The sequence below is a fragment of the Psychrobacter sp. NZS113 genome, from assembly GCF_015864825.1.
In the GTDB taxonomy this organism is placed as follows: Bacteria; Pseudomonadota; Gammaproteobacteria; order Pseudomonadales; family Moraxellaceae; genus Psychrobacter.
The window spans coordinates 532,073-548,901 of record NZ_JADYWL010000001.1; the positions used below are offsets into that span (position 1 = coordinate 532,073).

Here is a 16,829-nt window from a genome sequence, read left to right on the forward strand (position 1 = left end):
TAGCCGTTAACTATGTCCAGTACTCAAACGTCCTGTTTTAGCAATCCCTCACCTCCTAGTGAGCTACTACCGTGGCTCAACGCCAAAGGCTCTCTCACTGCCATGCTGGAAGTAAAAGCTGGGCAGCCTTTGCGTGTAGAGCGCAGTTTTGAGGGCTATCGGCAGCTGTCTCTGATACAAAAGCAACAATTGGACCTGCAAGGGTCAGCGCTTAATCGTCCGATGTTGGCTTGGGTGCGTGAAGTACAGCTTTATGGTGATGATGAATTACCATGGGTACAAGCACAAAGTATCTTTCCGCTATCCAGTCTAAAAGGCCGCGCACGCCGTCTACAACAGCTCAAAGGTACTCCCATCGGTTATGTGCTATTCAAGCGCAGCCGAACACTACCTAATCAGCGATTTATTCAGCAAACGGCCACAGGTTGGCAACGGCAAACCCGTTATGATTGGTATGGTCGTACGCTAATGATCAGTGAAACGTTCCTACCTGAGTTTTTATCTAGCCACGCTTAAAAATATTTTATGCCTATATACGTGTAAAACAGCATATCGCCAAGAATTCATAGCAGGTAAATCCTTTATTTTATTGGCTATTTATCTGTGTTATATGGTCATTTAATTCCCTCATCTTAAGGTGAGGTTTTTTTGCGTTCGCAGCACAAATTTTCATGTTACACTTAATCTTTAGCGATGATATCGATGCATATGTGTATCGAATTTATTGCCGAATTGGACAACTTCATGGCTGGCCACTCGCCTGCGTTTATTCTTATTTTAATCTCAGCTAATAGACCCCATTCACAATAATGGTCATACCATAAAACAGATTGTAGAAAAACAACAGACTGCTGAAAAACAGTGCAGAGGTATCACGCGTACTTCTAGCGGCATTGACGCAGTAGTTGTTTTATTGTGGGCAAGCTATAAGCTTCTCTTAAATGACATTTTCTCAATGACAGTCACTACTTAGGACATTAAATATGTTTAAAAATATCTCTCTTCAAAGTTTTGATCCAGTACTTGCTGAAGCGATGGCCGCAGAAAGCGTTCGTCAAGAAAACCACATTGAGCTTATTGCTTCTGAAAACTACTGCTCACAAGCAGTGATGGAAGCGCAAGGTACTGACCTAACCAACAAATACGCTGAAGGCTATCCTGGTAAGCGTTATTATGGTGGTTGTGAGCATGTAGACGTCGTAGAGCAACTGGCTATTGACCGTGCTAAAGAGTTGTTCGGTGCAGAGTATGTGAACGTTCAGCCACATTCTGGTAGCCAAGCAAACTCAGCGGTATTTTTAGCATTGCTAGAAGCCAATGACACGGTATTGGGCATGAGCCTAGATGCTGGTGGTCACTTGACTCATGGCGCGCACATCAACTTTTCAGGCCTGAACTACAATGCCGTACAGTATGGATTGGTAGATGGTACTGGTCTTATTGATTATGACCAAGTAGATGCTCTAGCACGTGAGCACAAGCCTAAAATGATCATCGCTGGTTTTTCGGCATATTCACAAGTAGTCGATTGGCAGCGTTTCCGTGACATCGCGGACGAAGTAGGCGCTTACTTGTTAGTAGATATGGCTCACGTTGCAGGCCTAGTTGCTGGCGGTGTTTATCCAAGCCCAGTACCATTCGCTGATGTCGTAACTACTACTACGCACAAAACCCTACGTGGCCCACGCTCAGGTATGATTTTGTCTCGTGATGAAGTACTTGCTAAAAAACTAAATTCTGCTGTATTCCCGGGCAACCAAGGTGGCCCATTGATGCATGTTATCGCTGCGAAAGCGGTTTGTTTCAAAGAAGCATTGGAAGGCAACTTCTCTACTTATCAGCAGCAAGTGGTGAAAAATGCACAAGCGATGGCAAAAGTGGTTCAAGAGCGCGGCTATGAAGTCATCTCTGGCGGTACTGAAAACCATCTAATGCTGATCAGCCTCGTTAAGCAAGAAATGACGGGTAAAGAAGCGGACAAATGGCTTGGCGAAGCTCACATCACTGTGAACAAAAACGCTGTACCAAACGATCCAAAATCTCCGTTCGTAACGTCTGGTATCCGTATCGGTACACCAGCGATTACTACTCGCGGCTTCAACGAAGCACAAGCGGGCGAGTTGGCAGGTTGGATTTGTGACGTGCTAGACAGCCGCGGTGATGAAGCGGTTGCTACTGAAGTACGCGGTAAAGTAGAAGCGATCTGTGCAGAGTTACCAGTTTACGAAAAAAACCAGTAAGCTTAACTTTGTACTGATTTAGACGGCGCTTATTAAGCGTTGTATGATAAAAAACCGCTTAGCTTTTGCTAGGCGGTTTTTCTTTTTTAATAAAAGGATAATTCAATGACGCTACGTATTCATGCCCTATACCATGTTGATTTTGAAGAACTCAGCTATATTAAACAGTGGGCAGATAATCAAGGTCATAGCATTACTATCACTCGTTTCTACGAAAATGATTCATTGCCTTCTCAAGACAGTTTTGATTGGTTGATTATTATGGGCGGACCAATGAGCATCCATGATGAAGCTGATTTTGAATGGCTAGCTGATGAGAAGGCCTTCATTCAGCAAAGTATCGAAGAGGGAAAAACAGTCGTTGGTGTTTGCTTGGGGGCGCAGTTAATAGCGGATAGTTTGGGGGCAAAAGTTGCTCCGTCAGGTATAAAAGAGGTTGGTTGGATGCCAATTCAATTAACCAAACAAGGGCTAGAGCATCAGCTACTAAAAGATTTGCCAAAGCACGAATTTACAGTGTTTCATTGGCATGGCGATGGTTTTGAGTGTCCTCAAGGGGCGACTGCAATTGCAAAGTCAAAGGCCTGGGAGAATCAAGGTTTTATCTATCAAACGCCAAAACATAAAGAGTTAGGTACGTGGGTGCTTGGTTGGCAATGTCATTTCGAAGTGACTAAAAAGAGCATGGTGGATATGGTGATGCATGGGCAGGATTATATACAAGATGCCATGACTGACTATCCTCACACAGTTCAAGCGGTTGATGAAATCATCGGGCTAGGGGACACGTATATTGCAGATAACAATGCATGGCTTTCTACAATGCTAGATAACCTAGTGAAGTATGGTTAATGGTTTGTAGACGATAGAAGTCCGGTATAAATGAAAGGACTAAAATTTCAGAAAAGTAGATCATGTAACGCAAACCTGTGTTGATATTGTCACTGAGCTCTTTTAACGATATTTAAGTCTGTTATCTATACTAAGAGCTACTACCGACATTTTTTGATAATTATAGTGGATTTGACTGAGTTCGGCTGTCAGCTTTAAAGCGCTAAGTTGATGTTTAATTGAGAAAAATATGCAAATGTTTTTGTTTATATAAAATTATTAGTATATAGTCGACATTGAACATTTAGTAATAATACTGATACAAAGTATAATAAATAATTACACTTTGTATCCGTATCGCTGTAAATGATTATATAAATATTATTTTCACTGAAGGAATTTATATGAAAAAACAATATTTAGTCGCAACGATTCTATTACTTAGTACTACTCTTGCGCAAGCTGCAGAACAATCAGGTCTAGCAGCATTTGGTGCTGGCCTCGATGCCTTTATGGCCAATATATTTGGCTGGTTCGTCGATCTTATTTTCTTTTCAGTACCTCTTGGCGATGTAAGCTTTCCGCTAATTGTAGGTTGGTTATTAGTTGCCGCATTAGTCTTTACCTTTTACTTTGGCTTTATTCAGTTCCGTCATATAGGCTTGTCTTTAGATATTGTCAGAGGCAAATATACTGATCCAAACCCTGCTGTCAAAGAAGAAGGCGAGGTTAGCCATTTTCAAGCACTAGCCACTGCTCTGTCAGGTACGGTTGGTCTTGGTAATATTGCTGGTGTCGGTGCAGCACTCGCTATTGGTGGACCTGGTGCTACCTTTTGGATGATCATGGTTGGTCTGTTCGGTATGGCGACCAAGTTTGTAGAGTGTACGTTAGGTGTTAAATACCGTACGGTACTACCATCTGGCGTCGTATCAGGTGGACCTATGTACTACCTAAGCCGCGGTATGGCTGAACGTGGTATGGGTGGGTTTGGTAAAGTGTTAGCCGTCGGTTTTGCCCTTATGTGTATATTGGCCACTTTTGGTGCTGGTAACATGTTTCAGGGTAACCAAGCCTTTGCAGTCATGAGCTCTACTTTTAGCATTCCAACGGATTACAGTATATTCTTTGGTATTGGCTTAGCGTTTTTAGTCGGTATGGTTATCATTGGTGGTATGCCGCGCATTGCAACCGTTACCGAAAAAGTCGTACCTTTTATGGCTTTATTGTATATCACAATGAGTGTCATTGTACTGGTTGCAAACTTTAATCATATCGGCGCTGCATTTGGCGAGATTTTCACGGGTGCCTTCACTGGTGCTGGCGTGGCTGGTGGCTTTATTGGCGCGTTAATTCAAGGTTTAAAACGTGCAACTTTCTCTAACGAGGCGGGTGTTGGTTCAGCCGCTATTGCTCACTCAGCGGTAAAAACCAAAGAGCCTGCTACGGAAGGTTTAGTAGCGCTGTTAGAGCCTTTCATTGATACGGTTGTTATCTGTACTATGACGGCGCTCGTTATTACTATCTCTGGGGTGAACACTGTCGCAAACTTGCAAACCCAAGCGCTCACTGGTGTGGATCTAACCCGTGCCGCCTTTATGGAAACAGCACCAATTTTCCAGTACTTCTTAGCTGTCGCGGTATTATTGTTCGCCTTTTCAACGATGATTTCATGGTCATACTATGGTCTAAAAGCTTGGACTTACCTCTTTGGTGAAGGTAAAGGCGGCGAGATGATATACAAACTTATCTTCTTAGTCTTCGTTGTTATCGGTACCATCGTACAGTTTAGCTTTGTTATCGACTTCTCAGATGCGGCTCTGTTCGCTATGGCGATCTTTAACATCATCGGTCTATACTTCTTGATGCCAGTTGTGAAAAGAGAGGTTAATTCTTTCGTAGCTCGTGTGAAAAGTGGTGAAATTAAAAAGTATAAATAATGAGTTTGATTGAACACTCTATTGTAACTTGATAATTAAAAAAGCCCGCCAAGATTAGTCTTGGCGGGCTTTTTGATGGCAGGCATTCGTTATTTGCTAGATAGCTATTAGACTTTAGGGAGGAGCGATTTGTGCAGAATTGCCAGTTTACGCAAAAAATCAGTAAGCTTGAATCTGTACTGTTTTGGCTAGCTCTGATTACGTGCTAGTTAAACGAAAAATCGCTTAGCTTGTGCTAGTAGTTTTTTATTACTTATGTAAAATTTTTTTAAATATATATTCTGTATTTAGTAGTTGCATGCGTACACACTTAAAAAGCAGTTAGTTCTTGTTTTTCCCCCTCATTTGAGGTTAAAATAGTGGAACTAGTATTGATAAAGGAAGAAGAATGCACGCTTATAAAATTGAACATATCACCCAGTCAGGTGAGCCTAAGGATGATAGTGATTTCAAGAAAATTGGTCTTCCTTATGAAGTGTTTGCGAAGGCAGTAGATGCAGCATTTAGAGCTTACCAACGCGAAGATAATGATTTTTCTACAAAATCAGCAGCAGGATACAATGCTTGGAATTATGCTGTAAAGGAGTTAAGGCTAAAGGCGTTAGAACATGGTTGGGGGACGCCTTTCGAGAGTAATGGCATTGAAGGTATCAAAAGTCCACTGAGAAAAATTACAATTATTGTTAATTCAGGCAATAAGAATACTGGTATCAAAGATAAAGAGCCAAAGCCTAAGAATCAAAAAGGTTCGGGCTATAACATTCTGATGAGTGATAATTTGGATTTGTTCACTTCTTGTGATGACCTGTTTGACGCAAACGCTATTACTGAAGAATCTGCTGATCCAAATCAAACATGGTTGCTTCTTTTTCATATTGACGAGAAGAAGGAAGAAATTAGATTTGAATTATTACTACCTACAAAGATAGAGAATAGAATTATTTCTGGCTATAAAAAGCGAATTATTTTGTCACCTATTGATATTTCGAATAAGCCTAAACTTATATCCGTGAAAAGTGAAGAAGACACAACTGTAGGGATTGATTTTGATGTGCCTAGAAAGAGTGGATAAAGAGTTTAATCCTGATAGATTTAAAGTTGCAAGACTAAGACGCAAGATGACATATAGAAAACTTGCTGAGCGAACAGGGTTGTCTTCAAAAACTATATCTAAATACGAGAAAGATGGTATTAACAACCCGCCTTCTAGTGAGTCTTTGAAGAAAATATCGCAAGTTCTCAGTTATCCTGCACAGTTCTTCTTTGAAGATGATATTGATGAAATATCTACTGAGACGGTTTCATTTCGTGCATTAAGTAAAATGACAGCTGCACAAAGAGATGCTGCTATATCTGCTGGACGACTTAGTCTCATCGTTAATAGTTATATACAAGACAATTTTGAACTTCCTAAACAAGATTTTATAGATTTAAGAGGTTATGATCCTGAGGTAGCAGCAGAGACAATCAGAGAGCATTGGGCGCTTGGAAGTAAAAAGATAGGTAATTTGATACATCTATTGGAATCTAAAGGTGTTCGTGTCTTTTCGTTGTCAGAAAATACCTTAGATGTTGACGCTTTTTCTTTTTGGAAAGATGGCTTGCCATTTATTTTTCTTAATAATAGGAAGTCAGCAGAACGTAGTCGGTTTGATGCTGCCCACGAATTAGGACATTTACTGCTGCACAAGCATGCTTCACCTTTCGATGACCCTATTGACGTTTCATTATCTCCTAGTCGAGTTGCTGAACAGGAAGCTGATAATTTTGCTTCTGCATTTTTGATGCCAAAGGCAAGTGTTGCAAATGCTATTCCTAACTATATAACTATAGAGGATATCATTGAACTAAAAAGCAGGTGGTCAGTATCCGCTGTTAGCCTAATATTTAGACTACATAAAGTTAATCTTATTACAGAATGGCAGTATAGAAAACTTATGGAAGAAGCTTCAATAAGAGGGTATAGAAAGAAAGAGCCTCAGCCTATTCCTAGAGAAAAATCTTTAATATTTGAAAAGATAATGCCAGTGTTAGCTAAGGAAGGTTTGGGCATAAAATCCTTTGCTAAAGAATTGAAATTACCTCTAGATGAAGTAACCAATTTAATGTTTATGCCAAGTCTTATAGCGCGCTAATACACGAACAATACTCTAATTAGTATTATTATCATTGCACAAAATAAAGCCCCGATTATAGAAATATAATCAGGGCTTATTCACATCAACTCAGTCTAATTTTTTACTAAGTAGCCTACATAAACGGCAATTTCGTAAATATCTGCAAGACTGTTGCATTAACGATATCAACGAAAAATGCACCAACCATCGGTACAATCAAAAATGCCTTAGGCGAGGGCAGATAGCGATCAGTGACGGCCTGCATATTGGCAATTGCTGTTGGCGTTGCACCCATACCAAAACCGCAATGACCTGCCGATAGCACTGCAGCATCGTAGTTTTTACCCATCACTTTAAAGGTGACAAAGTAAACGTATAAAATCATCACAAAAGTCTGTACCAGCAATATAATCAGTACTGGACCTGCCAAATCTGTTAGCTCCCACAGTTTTAATGATAACAGAGCCATGGCTAAGAATAGGCTTAATGACGCATTACCAATCACATCAATCGCACGGTCAAACATATCAAAGTTAAAAATCATCGTTAATGAATTACGCAGAATCACACCGCCTGCCAATGCCCATACAAAGGTAGGTAGCTCAAATGAGGTACCTTCAGCAACGATGGTCATTAAATCAGCAAATGCTAGAGCACCAGCAAATAGTGCTAAAGTTTCGATGGTCGATGATGCGGTAATCAGGCGAATGTTATCGGGCTTTTCAAACATCTCCTGATTATCGCCAGCTTCTTTTTCACTGTGCTTGGTACTGTATAACGACTGTGCACCTGCCACTTTTTCAACATCACTTGGGTTAGCATTGGCGGGTGCGGGTTTTAGACCAAGTTTATTGATTAATCGACGTGCCACAGGACCACCAACGATACCACCTGCTACCAAGCCATAGGTAGCCACTGCAATGCCGAGGGTAGTTGCGCCCACCACACCATACTCTTGCTCTAATACAGCACCCCATGCACCGGCTGTACCATGCCCGCCCGTGAGAGCGATAGAGCCTGTGACGAGTCCGAGCAATGGGTCCAACCCTAGGGCGCTTGCCATTGTCACGCCCACCACGTCTTGCAATATAATAAAGACCGACACCACAATGGTGAAAATCAGTAATGGTGTACCACCTGCTTTCAATCGACCAAAATCAGCACTCAGACCGATAGAAGCAAAGAACATCAGCATGGTGGCTGCTTGTAACCCTTGATGAAAATTAAAGCTGTAGCCCCAAATAAAGTTAAGGGCATACACAATGACTGCAGCAATCAAACCACCTGCGACCGGTTCTGGAATATTAAAGTCTTCTAAAAACTTCACTTTTTTGACCAAAAATCGTCCAAGCAACAATACCAAGGTGGCAAAGATTAGGGTGTAATAGCCATTTAAGGTAATTTCCATAGGTTAATCCTTTCTTTAAAAATAAATTAACCTGAATTTGGGATAAATATGGCTTTATCCCGAATTCAGGCTTGTTTGATGATTTATCGGCTAGGCGTCACCCGTAGACGGCATGACTACCCATAACTGCGGCTTGCCAAAATCTGTGTAGGCATCTTCTATGATGCTTTTGAAGACATTAAAATCTTCCGTGTCTATTTTTTTCACCGATGTTAGATCTAATATCAGATGTGTTACTTCGCTATCTGTTAAGCAATCCCACGCACTATCCCAGTTGTGTGAAAAATAACTGGGAAAATCACAGGCATTGGCCAGATTTGTTAATAACGTGGTTTTATTTAGTACTTCGTCCACCGCTATGGTAACAGCCTGTGTCGGAATGCTAGCATCTAGTGCTGTAGCGTTTTGGTTACTATTCTTGTCTATATAATGTATGGCTTGGCTCATATTATTTTACGTCCAGTCTGCGAAAGCTATCATAGTGGTCAACGGTTAAGTAATAGACAGTTGGTGGGTTGCCACCTGTGACGATACGCCTTGCACCGCGATGGGAGATGCCAGGGGTCGGCACGGTATATTCACGATAGTAGCCTTTCGACTGCGTTGGTAGCTGTCCTTCACGATTATAAAAAGTCGTTCCATCTTTATTAGGGTAGGGAAATGGCCCGCCTTGCTTGATCAGCATGATGGTCTGATCTATTTGCGCATCACCCGTTACGGCAGAGTTAGATGCTGGATTTGAGTTGTCAGAGTACGTTTGAGGTATCGTTGTAGGTTCTGCGCTACCAGCAAAGAAAGTAGACTGTAAATCATCAAAGAAGTAAAACGCGACCGCGATAATGGCGATGAGACTAAACAAGGTAGACAGCGGGCTTTTTTTATTTTGACGCTGGTTTCTAGTATTGCGACCAGTATTTTTTCGGCTAGCATTATTATTATTAGAGTTGTTCTGCCTAGCGTCGTTCTGATTGGCATTGTATGACGACGTGCTCTTGGGGGTATCTGTATTTCCACTTTCTTGAATGCTGAGCGAAGCAGGAGTTACTTCGGTTGCTCTCAACTGATTTTTGTCATTACGTTCACTATTGAAGTAGACTTTTTGTCCGACCGTTATCGGCTGCGGCATTCGCGCTTTGCTAATATGAAAAAATACGTCTTCACTTTGATCGTCGACATCAATAAAGCCATAGCCTTTATCTGAATTCCAGTGTTTGATTTCACCACTCTGCATGAGTCTACTTTCCTATCGCATGTTTGTGTTATGGTGCAAACTTACGGTTGCGCCGCCTATATAACTTATTTATCCCTAATAAAAAACGCCAGCAATGGAGCTGACGTTTTTTGTGGATTATACGGTAAGTAAGCAGATAAGTGCTAGGTTAAGACGCTATCCGTTAAGCGCGCGTCTCACCGTGACCATACACGATCCATTTTTGTGAAGTTAGACCTTCTAGGCCTACAGGACCCCGAGCATGAATCTTATCCGTTGAGATACCAATTTCGGCACCCAATCCATATTCAAAACCATCGGCAAAACGGCTAGAGGCATTAATCATGACGCTGGCAGAGTCGACTTCACGAATAAAACGTTGCGACTTGGTATAGTTATCCGTAATGATGACATCAGTATGATGACTGCCATGCGTATTGATATGCTCAATCGCTTCGTCAATACCTGACAATACTTTTACCGCTAGGATAGGGGCTAGGTATTCGGTATCCCAGTCTTCGGCAGTCGCTGCAGATAGATGACCTTTAAGTGCAGCATTGTCATTTAGTATGGCTTGCGATTTGTCATCAAGACGCAGTTGCATGGCATCGTCAGCAGCGATGATAGCTTCAGCAATTTTTGGCAATAGCTCATCGGCGACTGACTCATCGACCAGTAGTGTCTCCATGGTATTACACGTACCGTAGCGATGCGTTTTTGCATTGACGCTGACTTTGATAGCGATGTCGGCATCTGCATCACTGTCAATAAAGGTGTGACAGTTACCGTCTAAATGCTTAATCACAGGCACACGGGCATCACGGCTGATACGTTCAATCAGTCCTTTGCCGCCACGTGGTACGATGACGTCGACATAGTCAGTCATGGTGATGAGCTCACCGACAGCGGCGCGATCAGTGGTTTGTAGTACCTGCACGCTATGTCCAGATAGATTGACTTTCTCTAGACCTTCTAAGATACATTTGGCGATCGCTTGGTTAGACTCAAAAGCTTCAGAGCCACCACGTAGAATAATGGCGTTTCCTGACTTTAATGCCAGTGAAGCCGCCTCTAACGTGACATTGGGACGCGACTCATAAATCATACCGACCACACCAAGTGGTACACGCATTTTACCCAAATGAATCCCTGATGGCTGATAGGTCATATCAGTGACTTCACCGATAGGGTCTGGCAACGATGCCACGTCTTTTAGACCTTGTAGCATGCCATCAAAGCGCGCATCATTTAGCTCCAGACGATCAAGCAATGCGGCATCCAAATCGTTGTTTCGACCATTGTCCATATCGATCTTATTGGCCGCTAAAATATCTGGCTTGGCGGCTTTTAATACATCATGAATGGCCATGAGGGCAGCGTTCTTATCACCAGTATTGGCAGCAGCGAGGGCGCGTGAGGCTGCGCGTGCGTGCTTGCCAACAGATTGCATGTATGCGGTAATGTCTGTGGTATTCGATTGACTCATAAATTATTTTCCTTATGGCTATAAATGTTTTAAACAGATGAAAGCGCCCAAAAAGGCGAAAGTTTGGCAAAAAGTGACATTTGAATGCTTATCCAGCATTATGCTATTTAACATAGAGCAGATGAGGTCGATAGTAAAGTTGATTTTGTGAACAGCGCCCGTTTTATAAAGCGTTTATGAGCACTGTCTTGATGCTCTTCTTATTTTATTCACATACATTTTTAACATGGCTACTGTTAAAGGTTGGTTAAAAATCAAATACATCGTTACATGGTTTTAACAGAACTGCGTTGTAAGTACTAAGGTAGCGACGATCGATCGTCAGTATAGTAAGTGCTAAGACTGGTATTTTTAAGAATATCAATACAACGCTATTAATCAGATGATTTTTATTGATAGCTAAGCATTAACTATAACGAGCGGAGCATTATTATGGCTACTACAAATGATACTATCGAAAAAAATGGAATGGCTAAAAACTGGTTAACAATAGGGCTAGTGGCAGCTGCATTGACGTTGAGTGCCTGTGGTAAAAAAGATGAGGCTCCTATGGAAACTGAGCCAGTGGCTGATGCACAGACAGCAGTAGAGGAAGATGCGGCTAGTGCAGGTAATGGTGATGATATTGCAGTTGCTAGCGCTGATGATGGCATGGCAGTGGGCGATAATGACGATGTAGCGGTAGCAACTGCCGATGATACAGAGATGTTAGACGGTACTGAAAGTGAAGAGCATGTTTCGACGTACTGATTTTTAACGTGCTAAGTTTTGGTATGCTAGGTTTTGACGTGTTAAGTTTTGACATGCTAAGTCTCGACGTACTGAGTTTGGACATACTGATTTGTGACATACTAAGCAGCTATCACTTATCCACATTAGATATTGAAAGTGGGTAAACAGATAAAACAACGCCTAGTACGTGAAAGTGATAAAATAAGGCTCAGCACTGCAAATGCAGTCTGAGCTTTTTTATGTCAGCTATTCAGTGGTTTATAAATGCTGAGTGGCAGATTGCTTAAACGCAGGATTTGCCTTTTTACTGTGTAATAAGAGACAATGTGTCACTTTTTCTCTTTGTATGACGAGTTATAAGCGTATCACGACCTTATTAGGGTTGATACTTATACTCCATACCACGATTTTTTACGTATTTTCATTCATATTTATTGGAAGTCTGCTGAACCATGCTTGATATTGAAAAAAATCCGACTCGGCCTATCGCCCTAGATTTACAAGACATCCATAAAAGCTATGGCTCATTGGCAGTGCTAAAAGGGGTGTCCCTTACCGCATATGATGGTGATGTTATCTCAATTTTGGGCTCATCTGGCTCAGGTAAATCCACCTTATTGCGCTGCATTAACTTGCTCGAAAAGCCCAATCAAGGTCGTATCATCATTGGTAACGATGAACTCATGCTAAAGCCTGCTAAGTCAGGTGAGTTGCAAGCAGCAGAAATCAAGCAATTAGAACGCTTGCGTGCGCGTGTGGGTTTTGTCTTTCAGAACTTTAACTTGTGGCCACACAAAACGATTTTGCAAAACATCATCGAGGGGCCCACACAGGTCCTAAAAATCAAAAAAGACCAAGCCATTAGCGATGCTGAAAAGCTGCTAGATAAAGTGGGTCTACTTGATAAAAAAGATGCGTATCCAGCGAACTTGTCTGGTGGTCAACGCCAACGTGTGGCTATCGCACGCGCATTGGCTATGCAGCCGCAAGTGTTACTGTTCGATGAGCCAACCTCTGCTCTAGATCCTGAATTGGTCAATGAAGTGCTCGCTGTGATGCGTGAGCTGGCAGAAGAAGGCCGCACGATGCTCATCGTCACGCATGAGATGCGCTTTGCCCGTGAAGTATCAAGCAAAGTGGTGTTTTTACATCAAGGTGTGATTGAAGAAATTGGCACCCCTGAGCAAGTCTTTGACAACCCTACCTCTGAGCGTGTCAAAGACTTTATGGCGTCACATCGTCAAAACTAAGTATTTATCAAAACTAAGCATTGAATAGTTATCGTCTCAAATAATCAGTTGCGTATATTTTTGACTTCTCACAGCCCTGATTCTTTACTCAAAATAATAGGATGGTAAGCTTCTTACCATCCTATTGTCGTTTTAAATAGAAAATTACGGATTAGTAAGTATCGTTAGCCGTTTATTACTCGTTAATGACAGTCGGTATGCAAAACGTTTGTTTTTGATATTTTACTCAGGTATTATCAAAAGGCTTACGAGTAGCTATCTATGACGGCTGCTTGTTTATTTTGCTGTCTATATTGCTTGTCTGACAGGGACGTCAGAGAACAAAATATCAGAACCCTACATTAAAAACCCATCAGAATTTAAGGAATGTATGATGTCGAATTCTCGCCTATTGTGGTCGTCGATGACCGTTACTGCAGCATTAATGTTGAGCGCTTGTGGTCAATCCTCTAACGAAGCCGCCGATACCAATGCTGACGCCCCTGCAGCAGAAACGGCTGGCAAGACCATTCGTATCGCTACCGAAGGTGCTTATCCTCCTTTTAACTATACCAACGCTGACGGCACTTTAGCAGGTTTTGATATCGATGTTGCCAATGCCTTGTGTGATCAAATGCAAGCTAAGTGTGAAATTGTGGCTCAGGATTGGGATGGTATTATTCCAGGTCTATTGGCACAAAAATATGATGCCGTTATCGCAGGTATGTCGATTACTCCTGAACGCCAAGAGAAAGTAGACTTCAGCGAGCCTTACTTTGCCAACACCATGGTATGGCTGACAGATAGTGCTGGTGGTTTCGACCCTATGTCGATCAAAGATTTAACCCTTGGTGGTCAACGTTCAACCACGCCTGGCGCTTATCTACAAGATAACTATGAAGGCAAAGACGGCAATACCGTGCAGTTATATGACAACTATGACAATGCTTACTTGGATCTAAAATCTGGTCGTAGTGATGCGGTATTGGCTGAAAAAGTTTCTGCTAAAGCATGGTTAACGGATAATGCTGAAGGCTTCGGTATCGTTGGCGATGAAATTGATAACAATGACAATATTGCCATTGCTGTCCGTAAAGATGATGCACTCAAAGCTGATTTTGATAAAGCCTTAAGTGAAATCCGTAGCAACGGTGAACTGGCTCGTCTTGAGCAGGCGAACTTTGGTCAATAAGCTTTAATGAATGAGCTTCCATACATCAGTCATGAGTGACTACCGGCTAGTAACTATATTAAGGAACAACGAGAATGACAAATTCAATGACATCATTAATGGGTAAAAAAGCATTGTGGCTGGCTCCACTAAGCGCTGCAATGCTTATGCTGGCAGGTTGTAACAATAGCTCAGCACCAGCAGAAAGTGCGGAAGCTGATACGGCTAGCGATGCGCCTTTGAATATCAAAATTGCGACAGAATCGAGCTATAAGCCATTTAGTTATACCGATGCTGATGGCAAACTGATCGGTTATGAGATTGAACTGGTCGATGCGTTATGTGCGCAAATGAAAGCTGAGTGTGAAGTTATTTCTCAAGATTGGGATGGTCTAATTCCGGGCCTAAATGCACAGAAATTTGATGCAATCATCGCTGGTATGTCCATCACGCCTGAGCGTAAAGAAGTTGTTGATTTTAGTGACCCGTATTTCCATAGCGGTATTATCCTTATTGGTAAAAAAGGTGATGATTTAAGCGTTGAGTCGCTAAAAGATCTACCAATCGCTTCACAGCGCTCAACCGTGGCGTCGCAGTATCTACAAGACGAGCATGCAGATGCTGATATCAAGCTATATGACACTCAAGACAATGCCTATCTAGACCTGACTTCGGGTCGTGTACGCGGCATGATGTCTGATAAAGTAACGGGTATCGACTGGCTAAAAACAGACGCTGGTAAAGACTATGAAGTCAAAGGTCAGGAAATCAGTACCGATGATGATGCGATGGGTATCGCGTTCCGTAAGGGCGATCCATTAGTCGCAAAATTCAATGCGGCATTGGCTGAGCTAAAAGACAATGGTACCTATGATCAGATCACAGGTAGCTATTTCGGTACTAGCTCAACGGCTGCCGCGCAAAAAGCAGTAGCAACAACTGATAGTGTCGAAGAAGCTCCAGCTGATGCGATGGCTGCTGAAGAAAAATAATTACTGAAGAAAATAATTACTAAAGAAAAACAGCCGCAAGCGACTACTGATGTGTCTCACCGTTTATCACTATCCTTAGCTGATATAAGGGTGAGGTCATAGTACTGCGAACAATAGTATCGTGAACAAATACAGTACCGTGAACAAATACAGTACCGTGAACAAATACAGTACCGTGAACAAATACAGTACCGTGAACAATAGTATCGTGAGCAATAGTATCGTGAGCAATAGTATCGTGAACAAATACAGTACCGTGAACAATAGCGCCGTGAATCGGTAGCGGTGAGCAATATTTCTATCAACAAACCCCAAGGATGATCATGAACAACCATTTTGACCAACACAATGCAGTCACGAATGCATCAGTTATCAATGGTATAAAGGCACGACGATTTTCAGTGCCTTTAGTGACGATGGCTGCGCTTTTAACTTTGGCAGGCTGTAGTAATGGTCAAGATGATGCGAATGATGATGCCACTCAAGTGACTGCTGATGCAGAAACGACGGGTGAGGTGCTACGAATTGGTACTGAGGGCGCTTACGCTCCTTTTAACTATACCAATACTGATGGTACCCTTGGCGGTTTTGATGTAGATATTGCCAATGCGCTCTGTGCCGATATGAAAATGACTTGTGAAATTACGGCGCAAGATTGGGACGGTATTATTCCTGGTCTAAAAGCGGGTAAGTATGATGCGATTGTGGCGGCTATGTCAGTCACTCCTGAGCGTGAGCAACAAGTCAGTTTTACCGAGCCATACTTTAGCAATACGTTGGTTTTTTTAGCCAAAAAAGACAGCAGTTTTGATCCTAGTAATAGCAGTGATATCAATGCAAACTCTATCGCTGCTCAGCGCTCGACTATCTCTTCGCAGTGGTTTGAAAAGGCGTATCCAGACGCTGATATGAAGCTATATGATACGCTCAGTAATGCATTTTTGGACTTGGGCTCAAACCGTGTTGATGCGATGGTGTCTGATAAATTGCCAGCGCTAGAGTGGCTTGGTTCAACATCAGGCAGTCAGTATGCGCTCAAAGGTGAAGAGATTGATATCAATGACAACTTTGCCATCGCGGTTCGCCCAGGTGACGAGCTACAAGCGAAGATAAGTCAGGCGTTGGCCAATATCAAAGCAAACGGCACTTATGATGATATCAATAACAAGTATTTTGCGGTACCAGAGACCAGCGCTACAAAAGCAACTGAGACTGATACGGTAGCAGAACCTGCCGAGCAAACTAAGTAGCTTGTTCCGTGATTTGCTCAGTGACTTGTTCAGTAACTCGCTAAATACGCTACTGAGCGCGTAGCCATAATCTGAATTAACAACCGTTTAAATGGTTATGTCTCATCAGCCAGTGTTTGATTTAATCAGTAAGAAGGGTATTACCTTAATGGTAGTACCCTTCTTTTTTTCTAAAAAATAGTTGGATATTAGCTATGTTGACTGCTTGGTTTATAAAAACAGC

General features: G+C 42.1%; 15 protein-coding genes. 11 read left to right on the forward strand and 4 right to left on the reverse strand.

What is annotated here, in order from left to right; all coding sequences use genetic code 11:
• The first annotated feature begins 12 nt into the window (after positions 1-12).
• The 6 genes from I6E61_RS02250 (at position 13) to I6E61_RS02275 (ending at position 7,146) form a co-directional block, all read left to right on the forward strand.
• On the forward strand, positions 13-516 hold the full coding sequence (locus tag I6E61_RS02250) for a chorismate lyase (protein WP_197129079.1): 504 nt from the start codon (positions 13-15) through the stop codon (positions 514-516).
• 467 nt (positions 517-983) lie between these two features.
• Positions 984-2,240, forward strand: coding sequence for a serine hydroxymethyltransferase (gene glyA, locus I6E61_RS02255; protein WP_197129082.1), 1,257 nt, complete (start codon positions 984-986; stop codon positions 2,238-2,240).
• A gap of 105 nt (positions 2,241-2,345) precedes the next feature.
• Complete coding sequence (locus I6E61_RS02260) at positions 2,346-3,092, forward strand: type 1 glutamine amidotransferase (RefSeq protein ID WP_197129085.1); 747 nt, start codon at positions 2,346-2,348, stop codon at positions 3,090-3,092.
• Positions 3,093-3,475: 383 nt separating this feature from the next.
• The gene (locus tag I6E61_RS02265) at positions 3,476-5,011 is read left to right on the forward strand and encodes a sodium:alanine symporter family protein (protein WP_197129088.1); all 1,536 of its coding nucleotides are present in this window, start codon (positions 3,476-3,478) and stop codon (positions 5,009-5,011) included.
• Between the two features lie 388 nt (positions 5,012-5,399).
• Positions 5,400-6,083 carry a hypothetical protein gene (locus I6E61_RS02270; RefSeq protein ID WP_197129091.1) on the forward strand — a complete coding sequence of 228 codons (684 nt, stop codon included), beginning with the start codon at positions 5,400-5,402 and terminating at the stop codon, positions 6,081-6,083.
• The gene (locus I6E61_RS02275; RefSeq protein WP_197129094.1) at positions 6,061-7,146 is read left to right on the forward strand and encodes an ImmA/IrrE family metallo-endopeptidase; all 1,086 of its coding nucleotides are present in this window, start codon (positions 6,061-6,063) and stop codon (positions 7,144-7,146) included. The genes I6E61_RS02270 and I6E61_RS02275 overlap by 23 nt, the downstream gene beginning before the upstream one ends.
• A 115-nt stretch (positions 7,147-7,261) precedes the next feature.
• Here the strand turns inward: I6E61_RS02275 and I6E61_RS02280 are convergent, their stop codons facing one another.
• The 4 genes from I6E61_RS02280 to I6E61_RS02295 form a co-directional block, all read right to left on the reverse strand.
• Positions 7,262-8,536 (reverse strand): sodium/glutamate symporter, encoded by a 1,275-nt coding sequence (locus tag I6E61_RS02280; RefSeq protein WP_197129097.1) that lies wholly within the window; start codon positions 8,534-8,536, stop codon positions 7,262-7,264.
• A 90-nt stretch (positions 8,537-8,626) separates the two neighbouring features.
• Positions 8,627-8,983 (reverse strand): barstar family protein, encoded by a 357-nt coding sequence (locus tag I6E61_RS02285; RefSeq protein ID WP_197129100.1) that lies wholly within the window; start codon positions 8,981-8,983, stop codon positions 8,627-8,629.
• A gap of 1 nt (position 8,984) precedes the next feature.
• Positions 8,985-9,767 carry a ribonuclease domain-containing protein gene (locus tag I6E61_RS14270; RefSeq protein ID WP_197129108.1) on the reverse strand — a complete coding sequence of 261 codons (783 nt, stop codon included), beginning with the start codon at positions 9,765-9,767 and terminating at the stop codon, positions 8,985-8,987.
• A gap of 163 nt (positions 9,768-9,930) precedes the next feature.
• The gene (locus I6E61_RS02295) at positions 9,931-11,232 is read right to left on the reverse strand and encodes a glutamate-5-semialdehyde dehydrogenase (RefSeq protein ID WP_197129111.1); all 1,302 of its coding nucleotides are present in this window, start codon (positions 11,230-11,232) and stop codon (positions 9,931-9,933) included.
• A gap of 432 nt (positions 11,233-11,664) precedes the next feature.
• On the opposite strand from I6E61_RS02295, the gene I6E61_RS02300 reads away from it, so the two are divergent.
• The 5 genes from I6E61_RS02300 (at position 11,665) to I6E61_RS02320 (ending at position 16,606) form a co-directional block, all read left to right on the forward strand.
• On the forward strand, positions 11,665-11,982 hold the full coding sequence (locus I6E61_RS02300) for a hypothetical protein (protein ID WP_197129114.1): 318 nt from the start codon (positions 11,665-11,667) through the stop codon (positions 11,980-11,982).
• A 434-nt stretch (positions 11,983-12,416) separates the two neighbouring features.
• On the forward strand, positions 12,417-13,214 hold the full coding sequence (locus I6E61_RS02305; RefSeq protein ID WP_110921791.1) for an ABC transporter ATP-binding protein: 798 nt from the start codon (positions 12,417-12,419) through the stop codon (positions 13,212-13,214).
• A gap of 370 nt (positions 13,215-13,584) precedes the next feature.
• Positions 13,585-14,385 (forward strand): transporter substrate-binding domain-containing protein, encoded by an 801-nt coding sequence (locus tag I6E61_RS02310; RefSeq protein ID WP_197129117.1) that lies wholly within the window; start codon positions 13,585-13,587, stop codon positions 14,383-14,385.
• Positions 14,386-14,459: 74 nt separating this feature from the next.
• On the forward strand, positions 14,460-15,356 hold the full coding sequence (locus I6E61_RS02315; RefSeq protein ID WP_197129120.1) for a transporter substrate-binding domain-containing protein: 897 nt from the start codon (positions 14,460-14,462) through the stop codon (positions 15,354-15,356).
• A gap of 323 nt (positions 15,357-15,679) precedes the next feature.
• A complete protein-coding gene (locus I6E61_RS02320) occupies positions 15,680-16,606 on the forward strand; it encodes an ABC transporter substrate-binding protein (RefSeq protein WP_197129123.1) in 927 nt (308 codons plus the stop codon).
• The last annotated feature ends 223 nt before the right edge of the window (positions 16,607-16,829 follow it).

Bases quoted from the DNA above. Each gene is read 5' to 3' on its own strand.
- I6E61_RS02250 (WP_197129079.1), top strand. From the start codon at position 13: ATGTCCAGTACTCAAACGTCCTGTTTTAGCAATCCCTCACCTCCTAGT.
- glyA (WP_197129082.1), top strand. From the start codon at position 984: ATGTTTAAAAATATCTCTCTTCAAAGTTTTGATCCAGTACTTGCTGAA.
- I6E61_RS02260 (WP_197129085.1), top strand. From the start codon at position 2,346: ATGACGCTACGTATTCATGCCCTATACCATGTTGATTTTGAAGAACTC.
- I6E61_RS02265 (WP_197129088.1), top strand. From the start codon at position 3,476: ATGAAAAAACAATATTTAGTCGCAACGATTCTATTACTTAGTACTACT.
- I6E61_RS02270 (WP_197129091.1), top strand. From the start codon at position 5,400: ATGCACGCTTATAAAATTGAACATATCACCCAGTCAGGTGAGCCTAAG.
- I6E61_RS02275 (WP_197129094.1), top strand. From the start codon at position 6,061: ATGTGCCTAGAAAGAGTGGATAAAGAGTTTAATCCTGATAGATTTAAA.
- I6E61_RS02280 (WP_197129097.1), bottom strand. From the start codon at position 8,536: ATGGAAATTACCTTAAATGGCTATTACACCCTAATCTTTGCCACCTTG.
- I6E61_RS02285 (WP_197129100.1), bottom strand. From the start codon at position 8,983: ATGAGCCAAGCCATACATTATATAGACAAGAATAGTAACCAAAACGCT.
- I6E61_RS14270 (WP_197129108.1), bottom strand. From the start codon at position 9,767: ATGCAGAGTGGTGAAATCAAACACTGGAATTCAGATAAAGGCTATGGC.
- I6E61_RS02295 (WP_197129111.1), bottom strand. From the start codon at position 11,232: ATGAGTCAATCGAATACCACAGACATTACCGCATACATGCAATCTGTT.
- I6E61_RS02300 (WP_197129114.1), top strand. From the start codon at position 11,665: ATGGCTACTACAAATGATACTATCGAAAAAAATGGAATGGCTAAAAAC.
- I6E61_RS02305 (WP_110921791.1), top strand. From the start codon at position 12,417: ATGCTTGATATTGAAAAAAATCCGACTCGGCCTATCGCCCTAGATTTA.
- I6E61_RS02310 (WP_197129117.1), top strand. From the start codon at position 13,585: ATGATGTCGAATTCTCGCCTATTGTGGTCGTCGATGACCGTTACTGCA.
- I6E61_RS02315 (WP_197129120.1), top strand. From the start codon at position 14,460: ATGACAAATTCAATGACATCATTAATGGGTAAAAAAGCATTGTGGCTG.
- I6E61_RS02320 (WP_197129123.1), top strand. From the start codon at position 15,680: ATGAACAACCATTTTGACCAACACAATGCAGTCACGAATGCATCAGTT.